Source organism: Citrobacter sp. Ce104 (assembly GCF_030334595.1).
Lineage (GTDB): Bacteria > Pseudomonadota > Gammaproteobacteria > Enterobacterales > Enterobacteriaceae > Citrobacter > Citrobacter europaeus.
Map to the genome: position 1 here is coordinate 59,201 of NZ_JAOWDP010000053.1, position 17,718 is coordinate 76,918.

Consider the following 17,718-nt stretch of genomic DNA (forward strand, 5'->3'; position numbering starts at 1 on the left):
TGCTATCAAAATGGGCATTAATTCACGTCACTGCCCTGGAAGAAGGTTATGGGTGACGCCTGGTAAGATAATAGTTACGATACCTCACCATACACTTGTAAGATATTTTTTTAAGTATAGATAAAAAGCTGAATTTGTTTATTTTTGTATCATAAGCAATATAGTTACTTGAGAAATTCAGCGTGTGGACACCGTCACTGTGGTTGATCGACGAGTTGATTTGTTCGATCAGATTCTCATCAAAATTAGCGTTATTCAGGGTGACTAATTCCTTGATGTAGATAGATTTTCCATAGGTTTCAGGCGTGCATTCCTGGGTGAGAAAATACATTTTGTTATCGACAAGATAAGGAGCGCCCGCTCCACGATGATGAGGGTTGCTCACCTTCAAGGCAGGAGTAATTCGCTGCCACTGTCCGTAAAGATGCTCTGCTGAATGAATAATTATTTTATTATCCATGGTGGTGGACATCAGATAGCAGGTCTCATTCATTGAAAGAAAAATGTTATCGGTTACTTCGGTATCAGAGATTAGAACTTTAATTTGCTTCCAGCGAGCTGGAAATTCTACCGACTGAAACAGTATTACTTCTTTTCTTTCTGATGACTCAGGAATCATGAAGAGCTGATCGTTGATATTAATCAGGAAGGGAAATGACAAATGACACATCAGGTCGTCAAAACCTTCGAGCTTCACATCATCAATTTCAGTCAGTTCACGATCAAGAATGCGGCATCGGAGCGTGCCTTTCGAGTTGCGAAAGCTAAAAGCTTCATAAAAAACATAGAGTTTGTCGTCTTTTTCAATAAGAAAAGGATCGGCCTGAAACGTATATTTCTTTTTTAACTGCTGTGCGGCTGATTTACTTAATATTTCCAGCGTATTATTTGGGAATAAGTGTGTGCCGTGATCCTTAATAATCATGATATCCCACGACTCATGATAGAATAACATATTTATTATTCTTTTTATTTTTGCTTGCATTCGTACCGGCTCCTTTTATCGCCTGCACCATGTATGAACGGCCGTTTGCGACTCAGTGCATGAGACCTGCCGCAATGTTATATTAATGTGCGAAAACCGATGTGGGAACACCAGTGGCTATTTTAAAGCTAGTCGCAAGTGTGTTTTTTGTCTATAGCACAAAAGTAGGTAAAAGCTATCCAGAGCATCCTTGCTCCAGTGAATGATTTACTCGAAATGCACCTGCGGGTTATCTGCAAGAGAAACGTAGGTTTTGCTGTTTTTATCCAGGGTACGGATTTCACCGCTTTCGATGTCATAAACCCATCCGTGCAGACGAAGCGCGTTGTTTCGCAAGCCAACCGCGACACAAGGATGCGTTTTAATGTTGTTGAGCTGTGCGATAACGTTCTCTTCCACCATGGCGTTAACTTTATCGATTGGGTTATCCCAGGTTTTCTTCTCGACCACGGCTTTCGCGGCATCGGCATAGTGCAGCCAGTGAGCGACAGCAGGCATCGGATCCAGAGGCTGGCTATCGGCAATGGCTTTCATCGCGCCGCAGTTGGAGTGCCCGCAGATGACGATATCCGTCACGCCAAGTGCCACTACCGCGTATTCAATAGTCGCGGAAACGCCGCCTGGTTCCGGTCCAAAAGACGGTACGATATTCCCGGCGTTACGGATAACGAAAAGCTGTCCGGGCTCTTGCTGAGTAACGAGTTCTGGCACCAGACGACTATCGGAACAGGAGATGAAAAGCGCTTTAGGATTCTGGCTGGACGCCAGGCTGCGAAAGAGTTCCTTACGTTGAGGGAAAATCTCTTTTTGGAAGTTGAGGAAGCCCTCAATGATATGTTGCATAGCAGTGTCTCTTTTCTCTGTTTAAGCAGGTTATGATGAAGATCACACTTTCCAGTTTAACACCAGCCGACGGAAGGGAAAGAGTTTATAGCAGTTCTGCAACATCTTTGGATAATTTTGCCCCACAGTAGTGGGGCGAATAGTGTGCTGTGCGTTATGCTCTCTGCCGTTTTTCGTACGCCGCTTTAAGCCGGTTCATCGCTTCTACCAGTACCGGGCGCGGGCACCCAACGTTGAGTCTCATGTGGCCCTCGCCGCCGGGACCATATTGCGCGCCGGGCGACAGACCAAGCTTTGCTTCATGCACAAAAAAAACGTTTAGCTGTTCATCGCTAAGATTCATCTCTTGTGCGTTCAGAAACAGAAGATACGATGCGCCGCCATACACAATTGAGATTAAAGGGCAGTGCTGTTCAAGTTCACTTTTAACAAATGCCACATTGTCGGCCAGGTAGGCTAATAATTTCTGGTGCCAGTCGCCGCAATGGGTAAAGGCGCTGTAAATGGCTGCCTGCTGTAAGGAATGCGTCTCGGCAAGGTAGCAGTTATCCAGGAAACCATAAAACTGATGGCGTAATTCATCATTTTTAATAATGGCTATTCCGCCCTGGATCGCAGCGGTATTGAAGGTCTTGCTGATAGAGGTCAGCACGATTGATTGGCTGCCTGCCGCTTCGTCGAGAGTAAAAAACGGCAGATGGCGCTTGCCGGGCAGCGTTAAATCACTGTGCACTTCATCAGACAGAATAATGACGCCAGCAAGCTTGCAATAGTGACTGACTTTTTCCAGCGTTTCTCGCGACCACACCATACCGCCCGGATTATGCGGCGAAGGGAAAAGAAACATTTTGCACTGCTTGAGCTTCTCGCTGAAATCATGCCAGTCAAATTCGTAATGACCGTCATTTTCAATGAGGCGCGTTTGAATCAAATTCCTGCCGCTGGTTTTTACCAGATTAGGATAGGGGTCATATATTGGCGTACAGGTTAAAATATTATCGCCCGGACGGGTAAGCGCCATTAAAGAAAGTACGATAGTTTTTATGACACCGGGAATAAAATGTAACCAGTGTGCCTTGATGTCAGTATTATACTGTTGTTTATACCAATCGATAACGGACTCTTTCCATTGTGGATAATCCATGTTATAGCCTTGTACCGGTTGTGACACCACCGAACGCAACGTGCTCATGATTGGCTCTGGCGTTACAAAATCCATATCTGCAATCCACAGCGGTAATACATCGGTGGTACCGTACATCTGTTGTAATTGTCCGTATTTACGGCAATTCACATCCCTTGTGACAATATCATCAAACAAAGACATTGCTGACTCCTGGAAAGTCTCTGAAAATAATTTAAGCAACGCAATACAGCGAAGAATGTTTATGTATATCTAATAGATATAGTAATTAACCCTGGTGGTGGTTAATTTTAGCGATTAATAACCTATGACTTTTGCTCCACCATATGCTCTGTAGATTCGTTGGGTTCATATTTAGCAATGCCAATACCGGTTGCTGCCCACAACAAAGCAAAGATAACCCCGCTGTAGCAGAGGATTGCCCATGGCAAATAATCAAGCGTTGCCACGCCCAGCATCGTGGCGCAATAAACACCTGAGGCAGACCAGGGAATAATCGGTTCGACAACGGTTCCGGCATCTTCGGTAGTACGCGAAAGATTCTTTGTCGCAAGCCCTCGTTTTTTGTACTCCTCTTTAAAGGCATCACCACACAGCAGCAATGGCAAGGTCCCATTTGCCGTGCAGGCACAAATGGTGACCGTCGTTACAATTGTGGTAGCCACCAGGCGAAATGTGGATTTCACGCCTTTAGTAAGCGCGTTTATCACGGTGTGTAGAGAGCCTGTCGCACTCATTGCTCCGGCAAAGCTGAAGGCGCTGAAAACGGTAACGAAGCTGCTAAACATTGAAATGGCGCCGCCGCGTTCCAGTAAGCGAGAAACATCGGAAGACAGTGTTGGCAGATTGTCTCCGGTGAGCATCGCGAGCTTAAAGCCGCTGACCACGGATTCACCGACCGAAGATGCGGTAAATTGCTGAAAGACTAATGCCAGAATCATTGAGACGATTGTGGATAAAAAGAGCATCGGGATTGGTGGTCTTTTTGATAGTGAGCCATACAAAACGATGATCGGCGGCAGCAGTAGCAGAATGTTGAAGTGATAAATCTGACCGATAGAGTTCATCAGGCTGGTGATATTTGCCGGCGCGCTGGACGAAGCATCAATGCCCATGCCCATATAGCTGTAAACAACGCAGCAAACAATAAAGCCCGGGCCGGTGGTCCACAGCAGATGGCCGATATGTGAGTACAGGTTTACCCCGGCAGCCAGCGCCGCCATGTTGGTTGAATCAGAAACCGGCGAGAGCTTATCACCAAACCAGCAGCCGGAGACAATAGCGCCAGCAGCAATCGGCAGCGAAACATTCAGGCCAATTGCTACGCCAATCATGGCAATCCCGACGGTGCCGATGGATCCCCAGGAAGTGCCGGTACATACTGAGATCAACGCTCCCAGCATAAATGCTGAAATATAGAAAAACTGCGGATTAATCCATTTCAGACCATAATAAATCATCATTGGAATAGTGCCTGACACCATCCAAGCGCCAATTAAGAAACCGATACTGGCAACAATTAATATAACAGGCAGCGCTTCAGATATTTTATTACAAATAGATTGTAGAATGTCATCCCACGTGTAGCCGTGCGCGATGGCGATAAACGAGGCGGTTGCCGTTCCCATCAGGATCATGGGTTCAGCACGAATATTAAAGATAAAATACCCGATGCTAATTCCGCCCAGCATGACAACCATCGGTAAAACTGACCAAAAGAAAGACAATGGCTTTCTGTTGTTAGCGGTGCAGCTATTTAATTCCATAATTCCATCCCAATCGTTAATGGTTGAACACGTCAAATAAATACCTGCTACAGGTCACTCATGTCTGAGTAACATAGTTGCCAGAGCTCATGGCTGAACCCTATTTTATTAACTGCAGCAGATTATCTGTTTTGACCTGCTATTCTGGTGCTTATATTTTGGTAGTAAGGTAAGAGAGAGTCTGGCGAATAAATTACCCCTCGGCATAAGGTGAATGATTTCGGCGTTGTTGGCTCAGTTTGCGATACTGCTGCGGCGGCATGCCGACGTATTTATGAAACGAGCTGTAAAAACGGCTGCTGGAGCGAAAACCTGCAATCGTCGCGATATCCAAAATTGTTTTATCCGTGTCGCTGAGTAAAGCCCGCACATGGTTGATACGCATTGCGGTAATGTACTGTTTCATGGTTAGTTGCATCACCCGGTGAAAAATACCCATCGCGTAATTGGGGTTGAGCTTAACGTGTTCGGCAATAGCATCGACCGTGAGTTGTTTGTCGCAATTGGCGGCAATAAACTCCAGCATCTGGCTAACGTAAAATTGTGAATGCCGTGAAATGCTGTTTTTCTGGGTGCGTGACGTCTTGTTACCCAGTACCGGCCGCCAGCCAGCGAGGCTAAATCGCTTGAGCATCAGGGCGATTTCATCAATGGCTAACTGACGAATTTGCTCATTGTCGCTGTTGAGTTCACCCTGCCAACGCTGCACTTCAAATGCGCTCAACTGCTGCGAAACAAGCGAAGTGATCACCATTCCGTGCGTCACGTGGTTAATCAGTTCCCTGTCCAGCGGCCAGGACAAAAACAGATGCATCGGTAAGTTGAAGATGGCCATCTGTTTACAATGCCCGGCATCCGTCAACTGATGAGGTGTGCAGGCCCAGAACAGAGTGATAAATCCCTGTTTGCTCTTCACCACTTCGTCATTGAAAAGGTACTCCACATCGCCATCAAACGGCACATTCACCTCAACCTGACCATGCCAGTGGCTGTAGTTCATGGCCAGCGGCGCCCGCAGCTCGACGTCCATACGCTGATACTCAGAGTAGAGTGCCAGCGGACTTCGCGACTTTTTTTCATAGCTGCGACACATATGTGGGTCGAGCGGCAGCTGCGGGGTACTTTTTGCCATTATGGGTGGGTTCCTGAATAGTGGATCTGACCATGGGTAGCGCCAAAGCATGAACATAGCTTAACTGAAAAAAAACGCCGTTTTCTCTCCATTTTCGCGAAGTTATTCCCAAAAACTCAGATCCTGTGCCTGCCGCTTGCCGATCTGAGTTAACGGGAAAGGGGAGTTTTAATCTTAAAAACGGTCAGACATAGGAGGCTTTGTTTTACCTGCCGGATGGCGGCGCTGACGCCTTATCCGGCCAACTAAAGCTTGTAAGCCGTAGCCCTGATAAACGAAGCGTCATCAGGCTGTGCCGATCTCCAGCCCTGTTACAGCCTGTTTTTTGCTCTCATCCTGTCCCCTCAATCATGCGTTTTGGTATCCGATTTTACCCCTTGAACCCTAATCTCATGACCGCTGTCACATTTATAACCTGATTTATGAACGATCATGTTCAAAAATTATTTTTAGAGTGATAACGTCAGATTGTGCGAGGTTGATGTCCGCTTGTTACCCAGCTCATGCAATTTTTTATTGCATGAAAACAATTATTTAAAGAAATTCAGGGGGAGCAATGAGTGAAGCCAATTTAGACAGAGTAAGCCAACTGGATGTCCCGGAAGAACAGGGTGCCAGTAAGAAAACGATCCGCAAAGTTATGTTCGCCAGCATTTCAGGAACCGTTATTGAATGGTATGACTATTCGCTGTATGGAGCAGCTGCTGGACTGGTTATTAATAAACTCTATTTTCCGAATCTTTCGCCAACCATTGCCACGCTGGCCGCTTTTTTAACCTTTGCGGTCGGCTTTGTCTCTCGTCCTTTAGGTGGGGTAATTATTGCCCATATTGGCGATCGTTATGGACGTAAACCGGCCTTGATTTTTGCTGTGGTATTAATGGGCATCGCCACATTGGCGTTGGGACTGTTACCCACGTATCACCATATTGGTATTTGGGCGACAATTGCGCTGGTGGTTATCCGCCTGATGCAGGGATTTGGTTCGGGCGCGGAGCTCGCGGGGGCGCAAACCTTTGTTGCTGAATACGTACCGGTTAAACAGCGTGGTTTTTATACCTCGCTGATTAATGCCTCTACCGGGGTCGCTATTCTTCTTTCATCGCTGGCGTTTTTTCTGGTAACGCAATTGCCGGATGAGGCCTTTATGAGCTGGGGGTGGCGTGTTCCATTCTTGTTCTCCATTGTATTGTTTATTGTGGCTATTTATATCCGTAAACATCTGGATGAAACCCCTGAATATGTAAGATCAATGGAGAAAGCTGAAACTAATAAGAAAACCCAGTCTGTCCCTATTAAAGCGTTGATCGTTAATAGCCCGAAAAACCTCATCTGCGGCTTCTTCAGCCTGGCAGGCCATCAGGCAAATGGGTATTTGCTCAGCGTTTTTAGTATCAGTTATCTGACTAATACGCTGGGGATGGCGAAATCTGAGGGTTTGATGGCGCTGATGATTGCCGTGACGGTCAATACCATTATGACGCCGATAATGGGAAAAATGGCCGATAAATATGGTACTACCGTGGTCTTCTCTTTTGGCGCGATTTTCCTCGGTGCTTTCGCTTTCCCATTATTTTGGTTTCTTGATAGCGGTAATATCGTGCTGGCAACCATCGGAATGTGTATTGCTTACGGTATTGGGCATGGCGCGACGTCTGGGGCGCAAGGCGCATTCCTTGCGAATCTCTTTCCAACTCAGTACCGCTACTCTGGTATCGCTTTATCACGGGAGCTTAACAGCGTTATTTTTGCCGGTTCGACCCCCGTTATTGCCGCAGCGCTTATCACCTTTGGTGATGGTGAGCCAACTCTTTTAATTTGCTATCTCATGTTTTGCAGTTTGTTGACTTTAGTGGCCGTACAAATGGCAAGGGGATTAAAAGAACATCATTAATGGACGTTCAGGGAATAGCGTAAAATTCACTAATGAGGTAAAGATGAAAATTATCATTGCAGAAAATAAAGATATTTTAGGTCAGAAAGCCGCTGAAGCAGGTACCCTTGCCATGCAACAAGCATTGGCTCAGAAAGAACACATTGCCATTATTCTTGCGACCGGTGCCAGCCAATTCCAAATGCTGGAAAATCTCATTCAGGCGGATATTGACTGGTCCCGAGTGACGATTTTCCATCTGGATGAATACATTGGTTTAAGTGACGATCATCCGGCAAGCTTTCGCCGCTATCTTCGTGAACGCGTAGTTGAAAAACTCCCTACATTGAAGCAGTTTGTCGGCGTTAATGGTTCTGCTGAAGATATCGATCTGGAGATTGACCGTCTGAACAGGTTGATCGGCGCACAGGCTATTGATGTTTGCTTCGCAGGAATTGGTGAAAATGGACATCTGGCCTTTAACGATCCGCCAGCTGATTTTACTACCACTGTTCCCTATTTACAGGTTGCACTGGATGATGCGTGCCGCCAGCAACAGTTAGGCGAAAAATGGTTTAGTTGCATAGAAGAGGTTCCGTCCAGGGCTATTTCAATGAGCATAAGCCAGATTATGTGCTCCCAAGTGCTGATCCTAAGTATCCCTGACAGCCGTAAAGCGCAGGCAGTAAAACAGGCCCTGCAAGGCCCCGTGATAAATACGGTTCCAGCCTCTATTGTTCAGCGTCATCCCGCATGCCAGATATTTCTGGATAATGAATCCGCATCGCTAATGACTGAACGGTAAGGGATGAAAGATGAAAGTCACTCCAGGTTTGTTTGATATACAGGTAAATGGGTTTGCCGGCATTGATTTCAATGATGAAAATATTGATGCCGAGATGCTGGACTCTGCGTTAGAAGCTATGCTGAAAACCGGCGTGACCTGCTGTCTGCCAACGCTGATCACAGCATCTAAAGCTGTATTGATGAAACGCTTTCAGGCGCTCGATAAAGCGGTTGCTAACAGTGAGCTCGGTGCGTTAATGGTTCCGGGATATCATCTGGAAGGACCTTTTCTGAACCCGGCAGACGGATATGCCGGGTGTCACCCTGCGGAAGATATGACGCCACCTGACCCCCAGTTCATTGCTGACCTCGAACACGGCCTTTCAAGACCGATTCTGCTGGTCACCTGCGCCCCTGAATTTGATGAAGGAGGGGAATTTGTGCGAGGGCTAGCGGCAAGGGGAAAACGCGTTGCAGTCGGACACTCCAGTATTGGTCATGCCCAGCTTCAGATAGCGGTCAGTGCAGGTATCAGTTTGTGCACACATCTGGGAAACGGTATTCCTCAGGAATTGGCAAAGTTGGATAACACATTACAGGCGCAATTGAGTTGCGATGCGTTACATGCCAGTTTTATTGCTGATGGATTACATATTCCTCCGTTTGCGCTCAAAAACCTGCTACGGGCGAAAACGGTGCCCCGTTCAATTTTGGTAACGGATGCGATGAGCGCTGCAGCCTGTGAACGCCCGGGGATGTACCCTTTTGCCGGGGCAATGGTCGAACGCGCTGAAGACGGTACGGTTCGCCAGCCAGGGGCAAGCAATTTGGCGGGTTCCAGCCTGACGTTGGACAGGGCGGTGCGTAATCTTGTGACCTGGCAACTTGTCGGCTTTGATGAGGCCGTCGCGATGGCGAGCGTTCACCCCATGCAATTTATGCAAAAAACCATGGCGCACCACCAGTGTGCAAACATGGAGAGCAGAATCATTTGGGATGAAAACAATACCGTTATTGAATGCCGCATTGGCACTGCCTTAAGCAGGTGCTTTCATTAAAAAACGGGGCAGCAATGCCCCTGTAACATTCTTACCGTCTTTCCCTTATCTAGTAATATCTCTCAACGTTGTAACTCTTTGTTCCTGCTCATATGAAAAGGTAAATCAGGGTTGATCGATGCGTTGCCTTTCTGGATACTTCGTCAGGTAGCTCTGATGACAACATGTGCCTCTGCAGAGTTACTGTGGGGGAATGCGGCAAACTTCCCGGTCTGAACCCGAAACGTGTTAATAAGAGCATGAATAATAAACGCACAATAGACTTTCTTACCCATTTACCGATTACCCGCGGCTTGCTCAATGATAAGGAACGCGTGTTTCTTGCGGTTCTGAAGGGTGAGGTTAAAACCCGAAGTGAAGCCACGAAACGATTGAAGATTCGTTCAACGACGATCTCTGACTATGTGGCTGAACTTCTGGAGGCTCGCTTGTTAACGGAAGAACCCAGCGAGCATGTCGGACGAGGGAGGCCATCATTGACGCTTGGCGTCAATGCCAACAGAGTGGTGACGATTGTTTTTCAGGTGATTAGTCAGTCAGTGCACACATTTATGGTCAACCTGGCGGCGCAGATTATTGCACATGAGCATACCGAGGCGCCTCCTGGCAGCGACAATAAGGCTCTGGAAGCTATTTTTCGTCATCTTTATAACGACATTATTGCCAGGCGACCTGAAGATGCAGAAATAGCAGGCATTGTCTTTTCGCTGGGTGGGGTTTTTGATCGGACCACGAATCGCTGGATCCACACCTCTCGCTGGCCCAGGATGCACAACCTGGATATCAGCGCTGTTTTTCCAAAAGAAAGCGACTCAATCACGCTTTCACGCACGCTGGACAATGAGCTATTGATTCATCTGCTCCAGCAAGATGAAAGTACATTGCTGTTACACTGGGGATACGGTGTTGGTTTTGCGTTTGGTCAGTCCGGGGACAATATTGTCGAAGGGGGGTATGCTTTTGGCGAAATTGGTCACTGGCATATCTCAGGACAAAATGCACCTTGCCACTGTGGACAAAAAGGGTGTCTGGAAACGGTTGCAGCGCTGTGGTCAATCGGACACGAAGTGCTCGGAAAAGAGTTTCAGGCGGGTGATGATGAAGAGAATATTGCTACTCTTCTGGCATCAAAGGATCTGGCAGATAACCCAGCAATACAGCAAGCGATTGATCAGATGACAACCGCAGCTTCAAACGTTTGTCGCGTATTCTTTCCTAAAAAGCTGATTGTTTCTGGCCCTTTCGTTAAAAATACCGGTATTTGGCAAGCGTTTTGCGCAGGGTTTGAGCAACAAAACAGCTTCTTTGGGCAGACGATCCAGCAATTGTCCGTTAGTCAGGTTAGCCGCGATCTCGGTGTCTACGGTGCGGCGATACCCATACTCGAACAAGGGCTCGCAAAGCTGTTACAGTGAAGACGCATTTCTTCATGGCCCGATCTGAATTTGCTCGAGAATTGTGCGGAGTAGCTGAATAGCGCGCCAGATGTCATCCTCTGTGTCACCATCCCACTCAGGAATGGTGACCAGTTCGGATTTAAACTGTTTCATCAGGATGTGCGCATCAGCAATCTCATCCCGACCGCAGCCCGTAGCAATGCGCGATATCGATTCTGCGGACAGGCTGGAGTAAGGGGTGAACTCCTCACGCTCTGCGCTGATAAGCTTTTGTATTTTTCGCATGATACGTACGTGCCCAGAGTCTCTAAATCAATCGCTTAATTGAATTTTCCAGAGAAAATAACACAGGGGGTTTTAAACCGCAAAAATGAGAGGGTTTGTTGTTTTTATTTGCTATAACAGGAAAAACATAAATAACTTTATTTTTAGGGCGATATATATTTTTATATGGTTTAACACTTCGCTGTTTAATGGTCTGGCTTGTTGACAAATTCCCATGCGGTTTAATTTCCCGGGATAAACCTTGTAAAATAGAAGAATATACGGCACGTAGTCCACTCTGTGATTTTTTTATACTCAGCGTACTGATTATTTTAACTTTTTCATTAAGAATGAGCCGTGATACATGAAAGGTTTGTCCTACATGTGTAGGAATATTCTCTTTGCTGCGTGTTAATGATTTGATGTTCACTAAGTATCAAAGTTTAAATTTTGTAAACCAAAATGTTATTTTCATGATTTATTCACTTGAATTATGAAAAAATCATAAAATAAGCGCATGGCTATGTTAGAATTTGCGTCCTGAGTCTAATGATATATAAATCAATAATATTGCAGACTCACCTGCTCTATAGCCATCGCCTCTCTTTATTTATCGGGATTCTTAAACGCAATGAACGCGATAATCGTTGACGATCACCCATTGGCTCGCATAGCCATCCGCAACTTACTCGATACAAATGGTATTACCGTAACCACCGAGCTCGACTGCGGGGATCACGTGGTTCAAACCGTTGAAAAAACGAAACCGGAACTGCTGATTGTTGATGTGGATATACCGGGTATTAGCGGCATCGAAGTGCTGGAGCAGTTGAGAAAGCGGCACTATGCTGGTGTAATCATTATCATTTCAGCTAAAAATGAATATTTTTACGGTAAACGTAGCGCCGAATATGGTGCCAACGGATTTGTGAGTAAAAAAGAAGGTATGAATAATATTCTTGCCGCCATTGAAGCCGCTAAAAATGGTTACAGCTATTTCCCCTTTTCTCTTGAGCATTTTACGGGTTCATCTGTCAGCGAGCAGGATAAGCTTGATACATTGTCGACCCAGGAAATGAGAGTGTTGCGTTATATTCTCAACGGTATGGATTACAGCACAATTGCCAGCAAAATGAACATCAGCAATAAAACCGTAAGTACCTATAAAAGTCGTTTGATGGAGAAATTAGATTGCTCATCATTAATGGAAATATATGATTACGCGCAGAGAAATAAAATAGGATAGAGTAATGCTGGAACGCTTGTTTATTTTTTTGATGGTCATATTTACCATCGGGGTGTCTACGGATGTAAGCTCTGCCCGGCAAGTTGAGCTGAAAAGTAACTATAGTACCTCTGTACAAAAAATCAGTCTGAACAGGGAAGAAACGAACTGGTTAGCGCATAAAAAAACCTTGGTTGTTGGCACCTGGTTACCGGAAGTCTCCCCCATTGTTTACCAAAATAGTGGGGAATATTACCGGGGAGTCAATGCGGATTATCTTGCGCTAATGCAAAAGAATCTCAATCTAAAAATTGTTATAAAGCAGTATGATAATGAGCAAGAAGCACTGGCCGCGCTCGCCAGTAACGATGTCGATACGCTGATAACCCAGCTTTCAAGGCGCCAGGATGTCGGCGGGAATTTATTGCGCACTTCGGCATTGCTGACAACGTGGCCGACGCTTGTGACCTCGCTAAAAAACACCATGCTGCCGCTGACCACGGACCATCAGGTTAGCGTCGCGTGTGTCCGTGATTGTCCTTTCCTTGATGTTATCCAGGATGCTTTTCCTGATGCTAAAGTCTCATTTTACGATGACGAATATCAGGCCATGGCGTCGGTTGTGAATGGTGATAGCCAATATTACATTGGTAACAATATCACCAGCAGTCATTGTATCTCCCGATATTTTTCACAATCACTGGTTATTACGCACTACTTTGATAAACAAGAGCAATATAATTATTTTGTGGTTAAGGAAGAACAGCCGGTATTAAGAAATATTCTTGATGGTTTCATTACATCAATCAGCAATGAAATTCATATGCAGGTCATGCAGAACTGGCTGAACCGCGGCAACCTGGCCTATCTGAATGCGCCGATTCCATTCACCGATCGGGAGAAAGCGTGGCTGAAGAAAAAACATACTATTCGTATTTTAATCAATCCAGATTACCCGCCCTATACGCTTGTTGATCGCAGTGGTGAATTACGCGGTATCCTTGGCGATTTGCTGAATATTATTCATCTGCAAACGGGGCTTGATTTTGAACCCGTTTTAGCTGATTCGAAAAGTGAACAGATGAAAAAAATAAGCGGCGAACAATGGGATATGTATCCCACCATCACCCTGACTAATCAAAATCAGCGCAATTCGACCTTTAGCGATCCGCTGATGAATGTCGCATTTGTGATTATCACTTCCCGCGAGGAAACGGCCGACTCGCTACTGAATAAACCGATCCGTATTGCGTTGCCCGCTGGACATGTGTTGGAAAGTGACCTGAGACAACGCTACCCCAAGGCAACCTGGGTGGATGCCGATACTGGTAGCGTCGCGATGACTATGCTCAGGGATGGCAAGGTTGACGCGGCAATCGCTACCGAATTGTCGGCAAGGTACATGGTCGATCATGACTACCAGAAAAATATGCACTTTTTTAGGCTTCCTGATATGCCGGGTGCCTCGGTAAGTTTTGCGGTCTCTCCTCACGAGCCCATGTTGAAGTCCGTAATGGATAAAGCGCTGCAGGCCATACCGCCACGTGAAATTTTGCAGATGACGGAGAAGTGGTCGAAAATTTCCAATACGCAGGTCGATATCTGGAGCCGATATAGCAAACAGTTCTATCAACTGGTGGTGTTTGCGCTGCTGCTGATAGCGATTAGCCTGATCTGGGGGATCTCACTTTCGCGTGAGGTCAATAAAAGAAAGCAATCGCAGCGTCTGCTGGAAGAGCAGCTCCATCTTAAAGAAGCATTGTCTCAAGAGCTGGAAATCGAAAAGAACAAAGCAATTGAAGCGACCAAGGCCAAAAGTCGTTTTCTTGCGAGCATGAGCCATGAATTACGTACCCCTGTAAGCTCGATTGTGGGTTTTCTGGAATTACTATCGAGTTCAGAACTCAGTCCGGCGCAGCGAAAGGAGGCGATTGCCCTTACCGGAGCGACGGCCCAGTCATTACTTGGGCTGATTGGTAAGATTCTGGACGTGGATAAGATTGAGTCTGGTAAATACCAGGTTGTTCCTCAATGGACGGATCTCTCGCAGCTCATTGAATTGCAATGTCACTCTTTCGATGCCTTAGCCAGACAGAAAGGCATTACGCTTGCCTGCGTTAGCCAGTTGCCGGCGAACGAGCGGGTCTTTGTCGATCAGCAGGCTTTACGGCAAATTCTCACCAATCTGGTGGGTAATGCGCTGAAGTTTACCGAGCAGGGCAGTATTCACGTGACGGCCCGTTTGACGCCTGACGAGGAGAATCACGGCAACCTGACCATCGCTATTAGCGATACCGGTTGTGGGATTAGTGAAGAGGAGCAGGCTGGGCTATTTCATCGTTATGCTCAGGGGCGCTGTGGGCGTCAACAAACGGGTTCCGGTCTGGGGTTATTTATCTGCAAAGAGCTGGTGACGCTGATGGGCGGTACGCTTGAACTGATGAGCGTCCCGTCGCAAGGAACCACGTTTACCATCACGTTGCCGGTTGAGACTGCCCGACAGTCAGTTGTTCCGGATGGCGACACGCCAGGCGCTCTGTTGCCGCTACCGTGCCTGTCTATTTTAATAGCAGATGATAACCCGACCAATCGTCTGCTGCTTAAGCGACAGTTGAACGCCATTGGTTACAGCGTGGATGAAGCGTGTGATGGCGAGGAGGCCGAAGCCAAACTGGTTAAAAAATCATACGACCTGTTGATAACCGATGTGAATATGCCGAAGAAGGACGGGTTTGATCTCGCGGCTTCATTGCGTCGTCAGCAGCCTCATTTACAAATATGGGGGCTAACGGCCAGCGCGCTCCCGCAGTCACGCGATCGGTGTCTGCAAAATGGGATGAATTTGTGTCTGTTTAAGCCCGTGTCGATTAAGACGCTGACGCATGAACTGAGCAAAATCGAAACCGGTTATTCGTCTCCTTGTTCGATCCGACATCTGAAATTCAATGTTCTGACGGAAAATACCGGCGGCGATCGTGCATTAATGAATGAGATACTCGAAACATTTCGCGAGGCAACGCTCAGCGATTTACAGGCGGCCGGAAAAGCCGTTTTGCAAGATGAACCTCAGCTGTTTTTGCGGGCTCTTCACCGGTTGCATGGTTCGGCGCAAATTCTGGGTATTACTGCTCTTCAGACGCTGTGTGAACCTTTTGAATCTATGCGACATGACTGTCTTCCTCTGGCTGTACGCCAGGAAGCATTACAGAAGATTGTTGCGGTCATGCGGGAAATTGAGATTGAGATCGACAGTCTGATTAGCCATTAACCCCCCCAATCGGGTAGCCGTAGCTGCCCGATCGGGAGAGAAAGTCCTGGTTCAACACTCCGTAGTGCTGAGTATTACTGGCCTGCGCCCAGCATCTCGCTATCGATAACAATGCCTTCTTCAGCACCCTTTAACACAAGGTTTGCCTCGTAGTATTTACCAGAAGACAGCAGTTTTTGTGCGCTGGCAACGGCTTTACGAGTCTGATTTAAAGGCATCAGGTATTGAGTCTGAAGTACGTTGATACCCGCCAGCTGTAAGGTATCCACAGCACCTTTCCAGTCGCCTTTGGCCATTTTACCATTCGCTGTATTGATAGCGGATTCTTTGGCTGGAGTGGCAATGTAGTCTTCTGACAGCGCGACAGTCGCGTTAATAATCACGTACTGATCGTCAATCATTTTGGCTTTAGGCGCAGTTTTTACAAATTTCGCCCAGTCGTGGCTGTCACCTGCCAGCAGGGAAGCGGCATCGTCGGTTAATTTTTTAGCACTGTCAGGCTGTCCATGAAACAGGGCCAGACGGGCAAGCTGAATATCACGCATCGCATTTGCACCTTGCACCGCGACCTGCATAATATCGGCAGCTTCTTTTTGTACATTGGCTGTAGCGGTTTGTGCCGGAGTGGTAGTGGTCGCTGCCAGTACCGGAGCTGAACCCATCATGGTTGCAAGCAGACCCGCAAGAATAATCTTTTTCATTACTTTCTCCTGAATAAAGTTGGCATATGTCACCAAACGCAATAAGCATATTAAATAAATTAAAAGAGTGGAATCAGAGCCAGGAAAGAATAATGAGCGTTTAATCCTACAGGTGTCAGACGTCTGACGCGTGTAGGATTATACGGATAACGGCAGTCCTTTTATCTTATATACGAACGCTGAGTGAAAGTCTTATCATTTCATTGTAAGTAATATGTATTAAGTGAGAATTACTCTTTAATTAGCAGGTTACATTGCGTTTCTATGTAACGGAGGATGTATGTTTGTTTTTAATCAGCGTAGCCTGAAAGCATTTAATGAAAAAACACTAACTCATTATAAGAGACACGCCACAATCATGGCGGTGCTGTTGTTGGTTTGTGGCATCTGCTGCTTAATCTATCCAATCGCTGCGGGTGTTTACTTAAGCTACGCAACAGGTTTTATGTTTCTGGTGTGTGGTTTCTATTCTATCTATAGCTTGTTTAGCTCTGGTAAAAAGCAGTTGAAAGCCAAATTTACCTATGCCTTTTTTGCTATCGCGTGGTTACTGCTGGGATACTGTTTCCTCGAGAATCCTGTGATAGGCATGAATTCATTGGCAATGGTTTTTTGCTGCCTGTTTATTCTTGGCGGTATTTTTCGTGTTGCTTCCGGTGTCAAAATGTTCCGCAGTCCGGGTTATGGATGGAATATTTTCATTGGTATTTTTGATCTGCTCATTGCAGCCGTGTGGCTGAATATGGATCCCGACAGGTCATATGTGTTTACCTCAATATTTATTGGCGTTGAGATGATCTTTAGTTCTTTAGCTTTTATCAGTCTGCGTAGAAATACGACGTTGGTAGAAACTGATAAACTCGCCGATAAAAATTAATGCTACCTCTGGAGTGCATTGTGAATATTAAATTGGTTGTTTCTGCAGTTATTCTTATGACTTCTGTTATGGCGCCGATGAGCCGTGCTTTTGCTACGCAGGCAACGGAAGCTGCGCCACAGGATATGACCTGTAAAGAATTCGTTGATATGAGTCAGCAATACAAGACGGCAATTGCCTTTGTGATTGTTAATAAAAATTCGGACTTTAAAGGTGATGATTATGTTCCACTGCATCAGGTGGAAACGGAAGCTGTACCGAAAATGGTTAAAATGTGTCATCAGCATCCGAATATAAAACTGGGTGAACTGGCTGTAAATCTGAAAGGTTCCGGTCTGCACTATTAATTAACCGTTTTGATAGCCTGGCATTAGTTAGAATTGACAACCTCTGTACCTA

16 protein-coding genes are annotated in these 17,718 nt (G+C 46.2%); 8 read left to right on the forward strand and 8 right to left on the reverse strand.

The genetic code is table 11. From position 1 onward, the window contains the following. Positions 1–46: 46 nt before the first annotated feature. From OGW16_RS05395 to melR, 5 genes are all read right to left on the reverse strand, one after another. Positions 47–985 (reverse strand): glucosamine inositolphosphorylceramide transferase family protein, encoded by a 939-nt coding sequence (locus OGW16_RS05395; RefSeq protein WP_286518045.1) that lies wholly within the window; start codon positions 983–985, stop codon positions 47–49. A 207-nt stretch (positions 986–1,192) separates the two neighbouring features. Beyond that, the gene (locus OGW16_RS05400) at positions 1,193–1,828 is read right to left on the reverse strand and encodes a carbonic anhydrase (RefSeq protein ID WP_016154107.1); all 636 of its coding nucleotides are present in this window, start codon (positions 1,826–1,828) and stop codon (positions 1,193–1,195) included. Positions 1,829–1,982: 154 nt separating this feature from the next. Next, positions 1,983–3,155 (reverse strand): MalY/PatB family protein, encoded by a 1,173-nt coding sequence (locus tag OGW16_RS05405; RefSeq protein ID WP_220771558.1) that lies wholly within the window; start codon positions 3,153–3,155, stop codon positions 1,983–1,985. 122 nt (positions 3,156–3,277) lie between these two features. Then, positions 3,278–4,738 (reverse strand): Na+/H+ antiporter NhaC, encoded by a 1,461-nt coding sequence (nhaC, locus tag OGW16_RS05410; RefSeq protein WP_075145763.1) that lies wholly within the window; start codon positions 4,736–4,738, stop codon positions 3,278–3,280. Positions 4,739–4,931: 193 nt separating this feature from the next. Beyond that, positions 4,932–5,870, reverse strand: a complete 939-nt coding sequence (gene melR / locus OGW16_RS05415) for a transcriptional regulator MelR (protein ID WP_043017272.1) — start codon at positions 5,868–5,870, stop codon at positions 4,932–4,934. Between the two features lie 556 nt (positions 5,871–6,426). Between melR and OGW16_RS05420 the strand changes: the two genes are divergently transcribed. From OGW16_RS05420 to OGW16_RS05435, 4 genes are all read left to right on the forward strand, one after another. Next, a complete protein-coding gene (locus tag OGW16_RS05420; protein WP_181231150.1) occupies positions 6,427–7,764 on the forward strand; it encodes an MFS transporter in 1,338 nt (445 codons plus the stop codon). A 43-nt stretch (positions 7,765–7,807) separates the two neighbouring features. Next, positions 7,808–8,548, forward strand: coding sequence for a glucosamine-6-phosphate deaminase (locus tag OGW16_RS05425; protein ID WP_286518046.1), 741 nt, complete (start codon positions 7,808–7,810; stop codon positions 8,546–8,548). Between the two features lie 10 nt (positions 8,549–8,558). Continuing rightward, a complete protein-coding gene (locus tag OGW16_RS05430; protein WP_080626205.1) occupies positions 8,559–9,587 on the forward strand; it encodes an N-acetylglucosamine-6-phosphate deacetylase in 1,029 nt (342 codons plus the stop codon). Between the two features lie 239 nt (positions 9,588–9,826). After that, complete coding sequence (locus OGW16_RS05435; protein WP_043017268.1) at positions 9,827–11,002, forward strand: ROK family transcriptional regulator; 1,176 nt, start codon at positions 9,827–9,829, stop codon at positions 11,000–11,002. 12 nt (positions 11,003–11,014) lie between these two features. Here the strand turns inward: OGW16_RS05435 and OGW16_RS05440 are convergent, their stop codons facing one another. Beyond that, positions 11,015–11,269 carry a hypothetical protein gene (locus OGW16_RS05440; protein WP_080626207.1) on the reverse strand — a complete coding sequence of 85 codons (255 nt, stop codon included), beginning with the start codon at positions 11,267–11,269 and terminating at the stop codon, positions 11,015–11,017. Positions 11,270–11,291: 22 nt separating this feature from the next. Next, complete coding sequence (locus OGW16_RS05445) at positions 11,292–11,678, reverse strand: hypothetical protein (protein ID WP_286518047.1); 387 nt, start codon at positions 11,676–11,678, stop codon at positions 11,292–11,294. Positions 11,679–11,879: 201 nt separating this feature from the next. Here OGW16_RS05445 and evgA point away from each other — a divergent pair, with 201 nt between their 5' ends. Together evgA and OGW16_RS05455 are read left to right on the forward strand one after the other, a co-directional pair. Beyond that, entirely contained in the window at positions 11,880–12,494 is a 615-nt protein-coding gene (gene evgA, locus OGW16_RS05450; RefSeq protein WP_043017266.1) for an acid-sensing system DNA-binding response regulator EvgA, read from the forward strand. A 4-nt stretch (positions 12,495–12,498) separates the two neighbouring features. Next, entirely contained in the window at positions 12,499–15,741 is a 3,243-nt protein-coding gene (locus tag OGW16_RS05455; protein ID WP_286518048.1) for an ATP-binding protein, read from the forward strand. Positions 15,742–15,815: 74 nt separating this feature from the next. Here the strand turns inward: OGW16_RS05455 and OGW16_RS05460 are convergent, their stop codons facing one another. Further along, positions 15,816–16,442, reverse strand: coding sequence for a YfdX family protein (locus OGW16_RS05460; protein WP_043017264.1), 627 nt, complete (start codon positions 16,440–16,442; stop codon positions 15,816–15,818). A gap of 280 nt (positions 16,443–16,722) precedes the next feature. Here OGW16_RS05460 and OGW16_RS05465 point away from each other — a divergent pair, with 280 nt between their 5' ends. Next, the gene (locus OGW16_RS05465) at positions 16,723–17,319 is read left to right on the forward strand and encodes an HdeD family acid-resistance protein (protein ID WP_043017263.1); all 597 of its coding nucleotides are present in this window, start codon (positions 16,723–16,725) and stop codon (positions 17,317–17,319) included. Further along, a complete protein-coding gene (locus OGW16_RS05470; protein ID WP_043017262.1) occupies positions 17,319–17,666 on the forward strand; it encodes an HdeA/HdeB family chaperone in 348 nt (115 codons plus the stop codon). Before OGW16_RS05465 ends, OGW16_RS05470 begins: the two co-directional genes overlap by 1 nt. Positions 17,667–17,718 lie beyond the last annotated feature (52 nt).

Coding starts and splice junctions, on each gene's coding strand:
- OGW16_RS05395 (WP_286518045.1), bottom strand. CDS start 985: ATGCAAGCAAAAATAAAAAGAATAATAAATATGTTATTCTATCATGAG.
- OGW16_RS05400 (WP_016154107.1), bottom strand. CDS start 1,828: ATGCAACATATCATTGAGGGCTTCCTCAACTTCCAAAAAGAGATTTTC.
- OGW16_RS05405 (WP_220771558.1), bottom strand. CDS start 3,155: ATGTCTTTGTTTGATGATATTGTCACAAGGGATGTGAATTGCCGTAAA.
- nhaC (WP_075145763.1), bottom strand. CDS start 4,738: ATGGAATTAAATAGCTGCACCGCTAACAACAGAAAGCCATTGTCTTTC.
- melR (WP_043017272.1), bottom strand. CDS start 5,870: ATGGCAAAAAGTACCCCGCAGCTGCCGCTCGACCCACATATGTGTCGC.
- OGW16_RS05420 (WP_181231150.1), top strand. CDS start 6,427: ATGAGTGAAGCCAATTTAGACAGAGTAAGCCAACTGGATGTCCCGGAA.
- OGW16_RS05425 (WP_286518046.1), top strand. CDS start 7,808: ATGAAAATTATCATTGCAGAAAATAAAGATATTTTAGGTCAGAAAGCC.
- OGW16_RS05430 (WP_080626205.1), top strand. CDS start 8,559: ATGAAAGTCACTCCAGGTTTGTTTGATATACAGGTAAATGGGTTTGCC.
- OGW16_RS05435 (WP_043017268.1), top strand. CDS start 9,827: ATGAATAATAAACGCACAATAGACTTTCTTACCCATTTACCGATTACC.
- OGW16_RS05440 (WP_080626207.1), bottom strand. CDS start 11,269: ATGCGAAAAATACAAAAGCTTATCAGCGCAGAGCGTGAGGAGTTCACC.
- evgA (WP_043017266.1), top strand. CDS start 11,880: ATGAACGCGATAATCGTTGACGATCACCCATTGGCTCGCATAGCCATC.
- OGW16_RS05455 (WP_286518048.1), top strand. CDS start 12,499: ATGCTGGAACGCTTGTTTATTTTTTTGATGGTCATATTTACCATCGGG.
- OGW16_RS05460 (WP_043017264.1), bottom strand. CDS start 16,442: ATGAAAAAGATTATTCTTGCGGGTCTGCTTGCAACCATGATGGGTTCA.
- OGW16_RS05465 (WP_043017263.1), top strand. CDS start 16,723: ATGTTTGTTTTTAATCAGCGTAGCCTGAAAGCATTTAATGAAAAAACA.
- OGW16_RS05470 (WP_043017262.1), top strand. CDS start 17,319: ATGCTACCTCTGGAGTGCATTGTGAATATTAAATTGGTTGTTTCTGCA.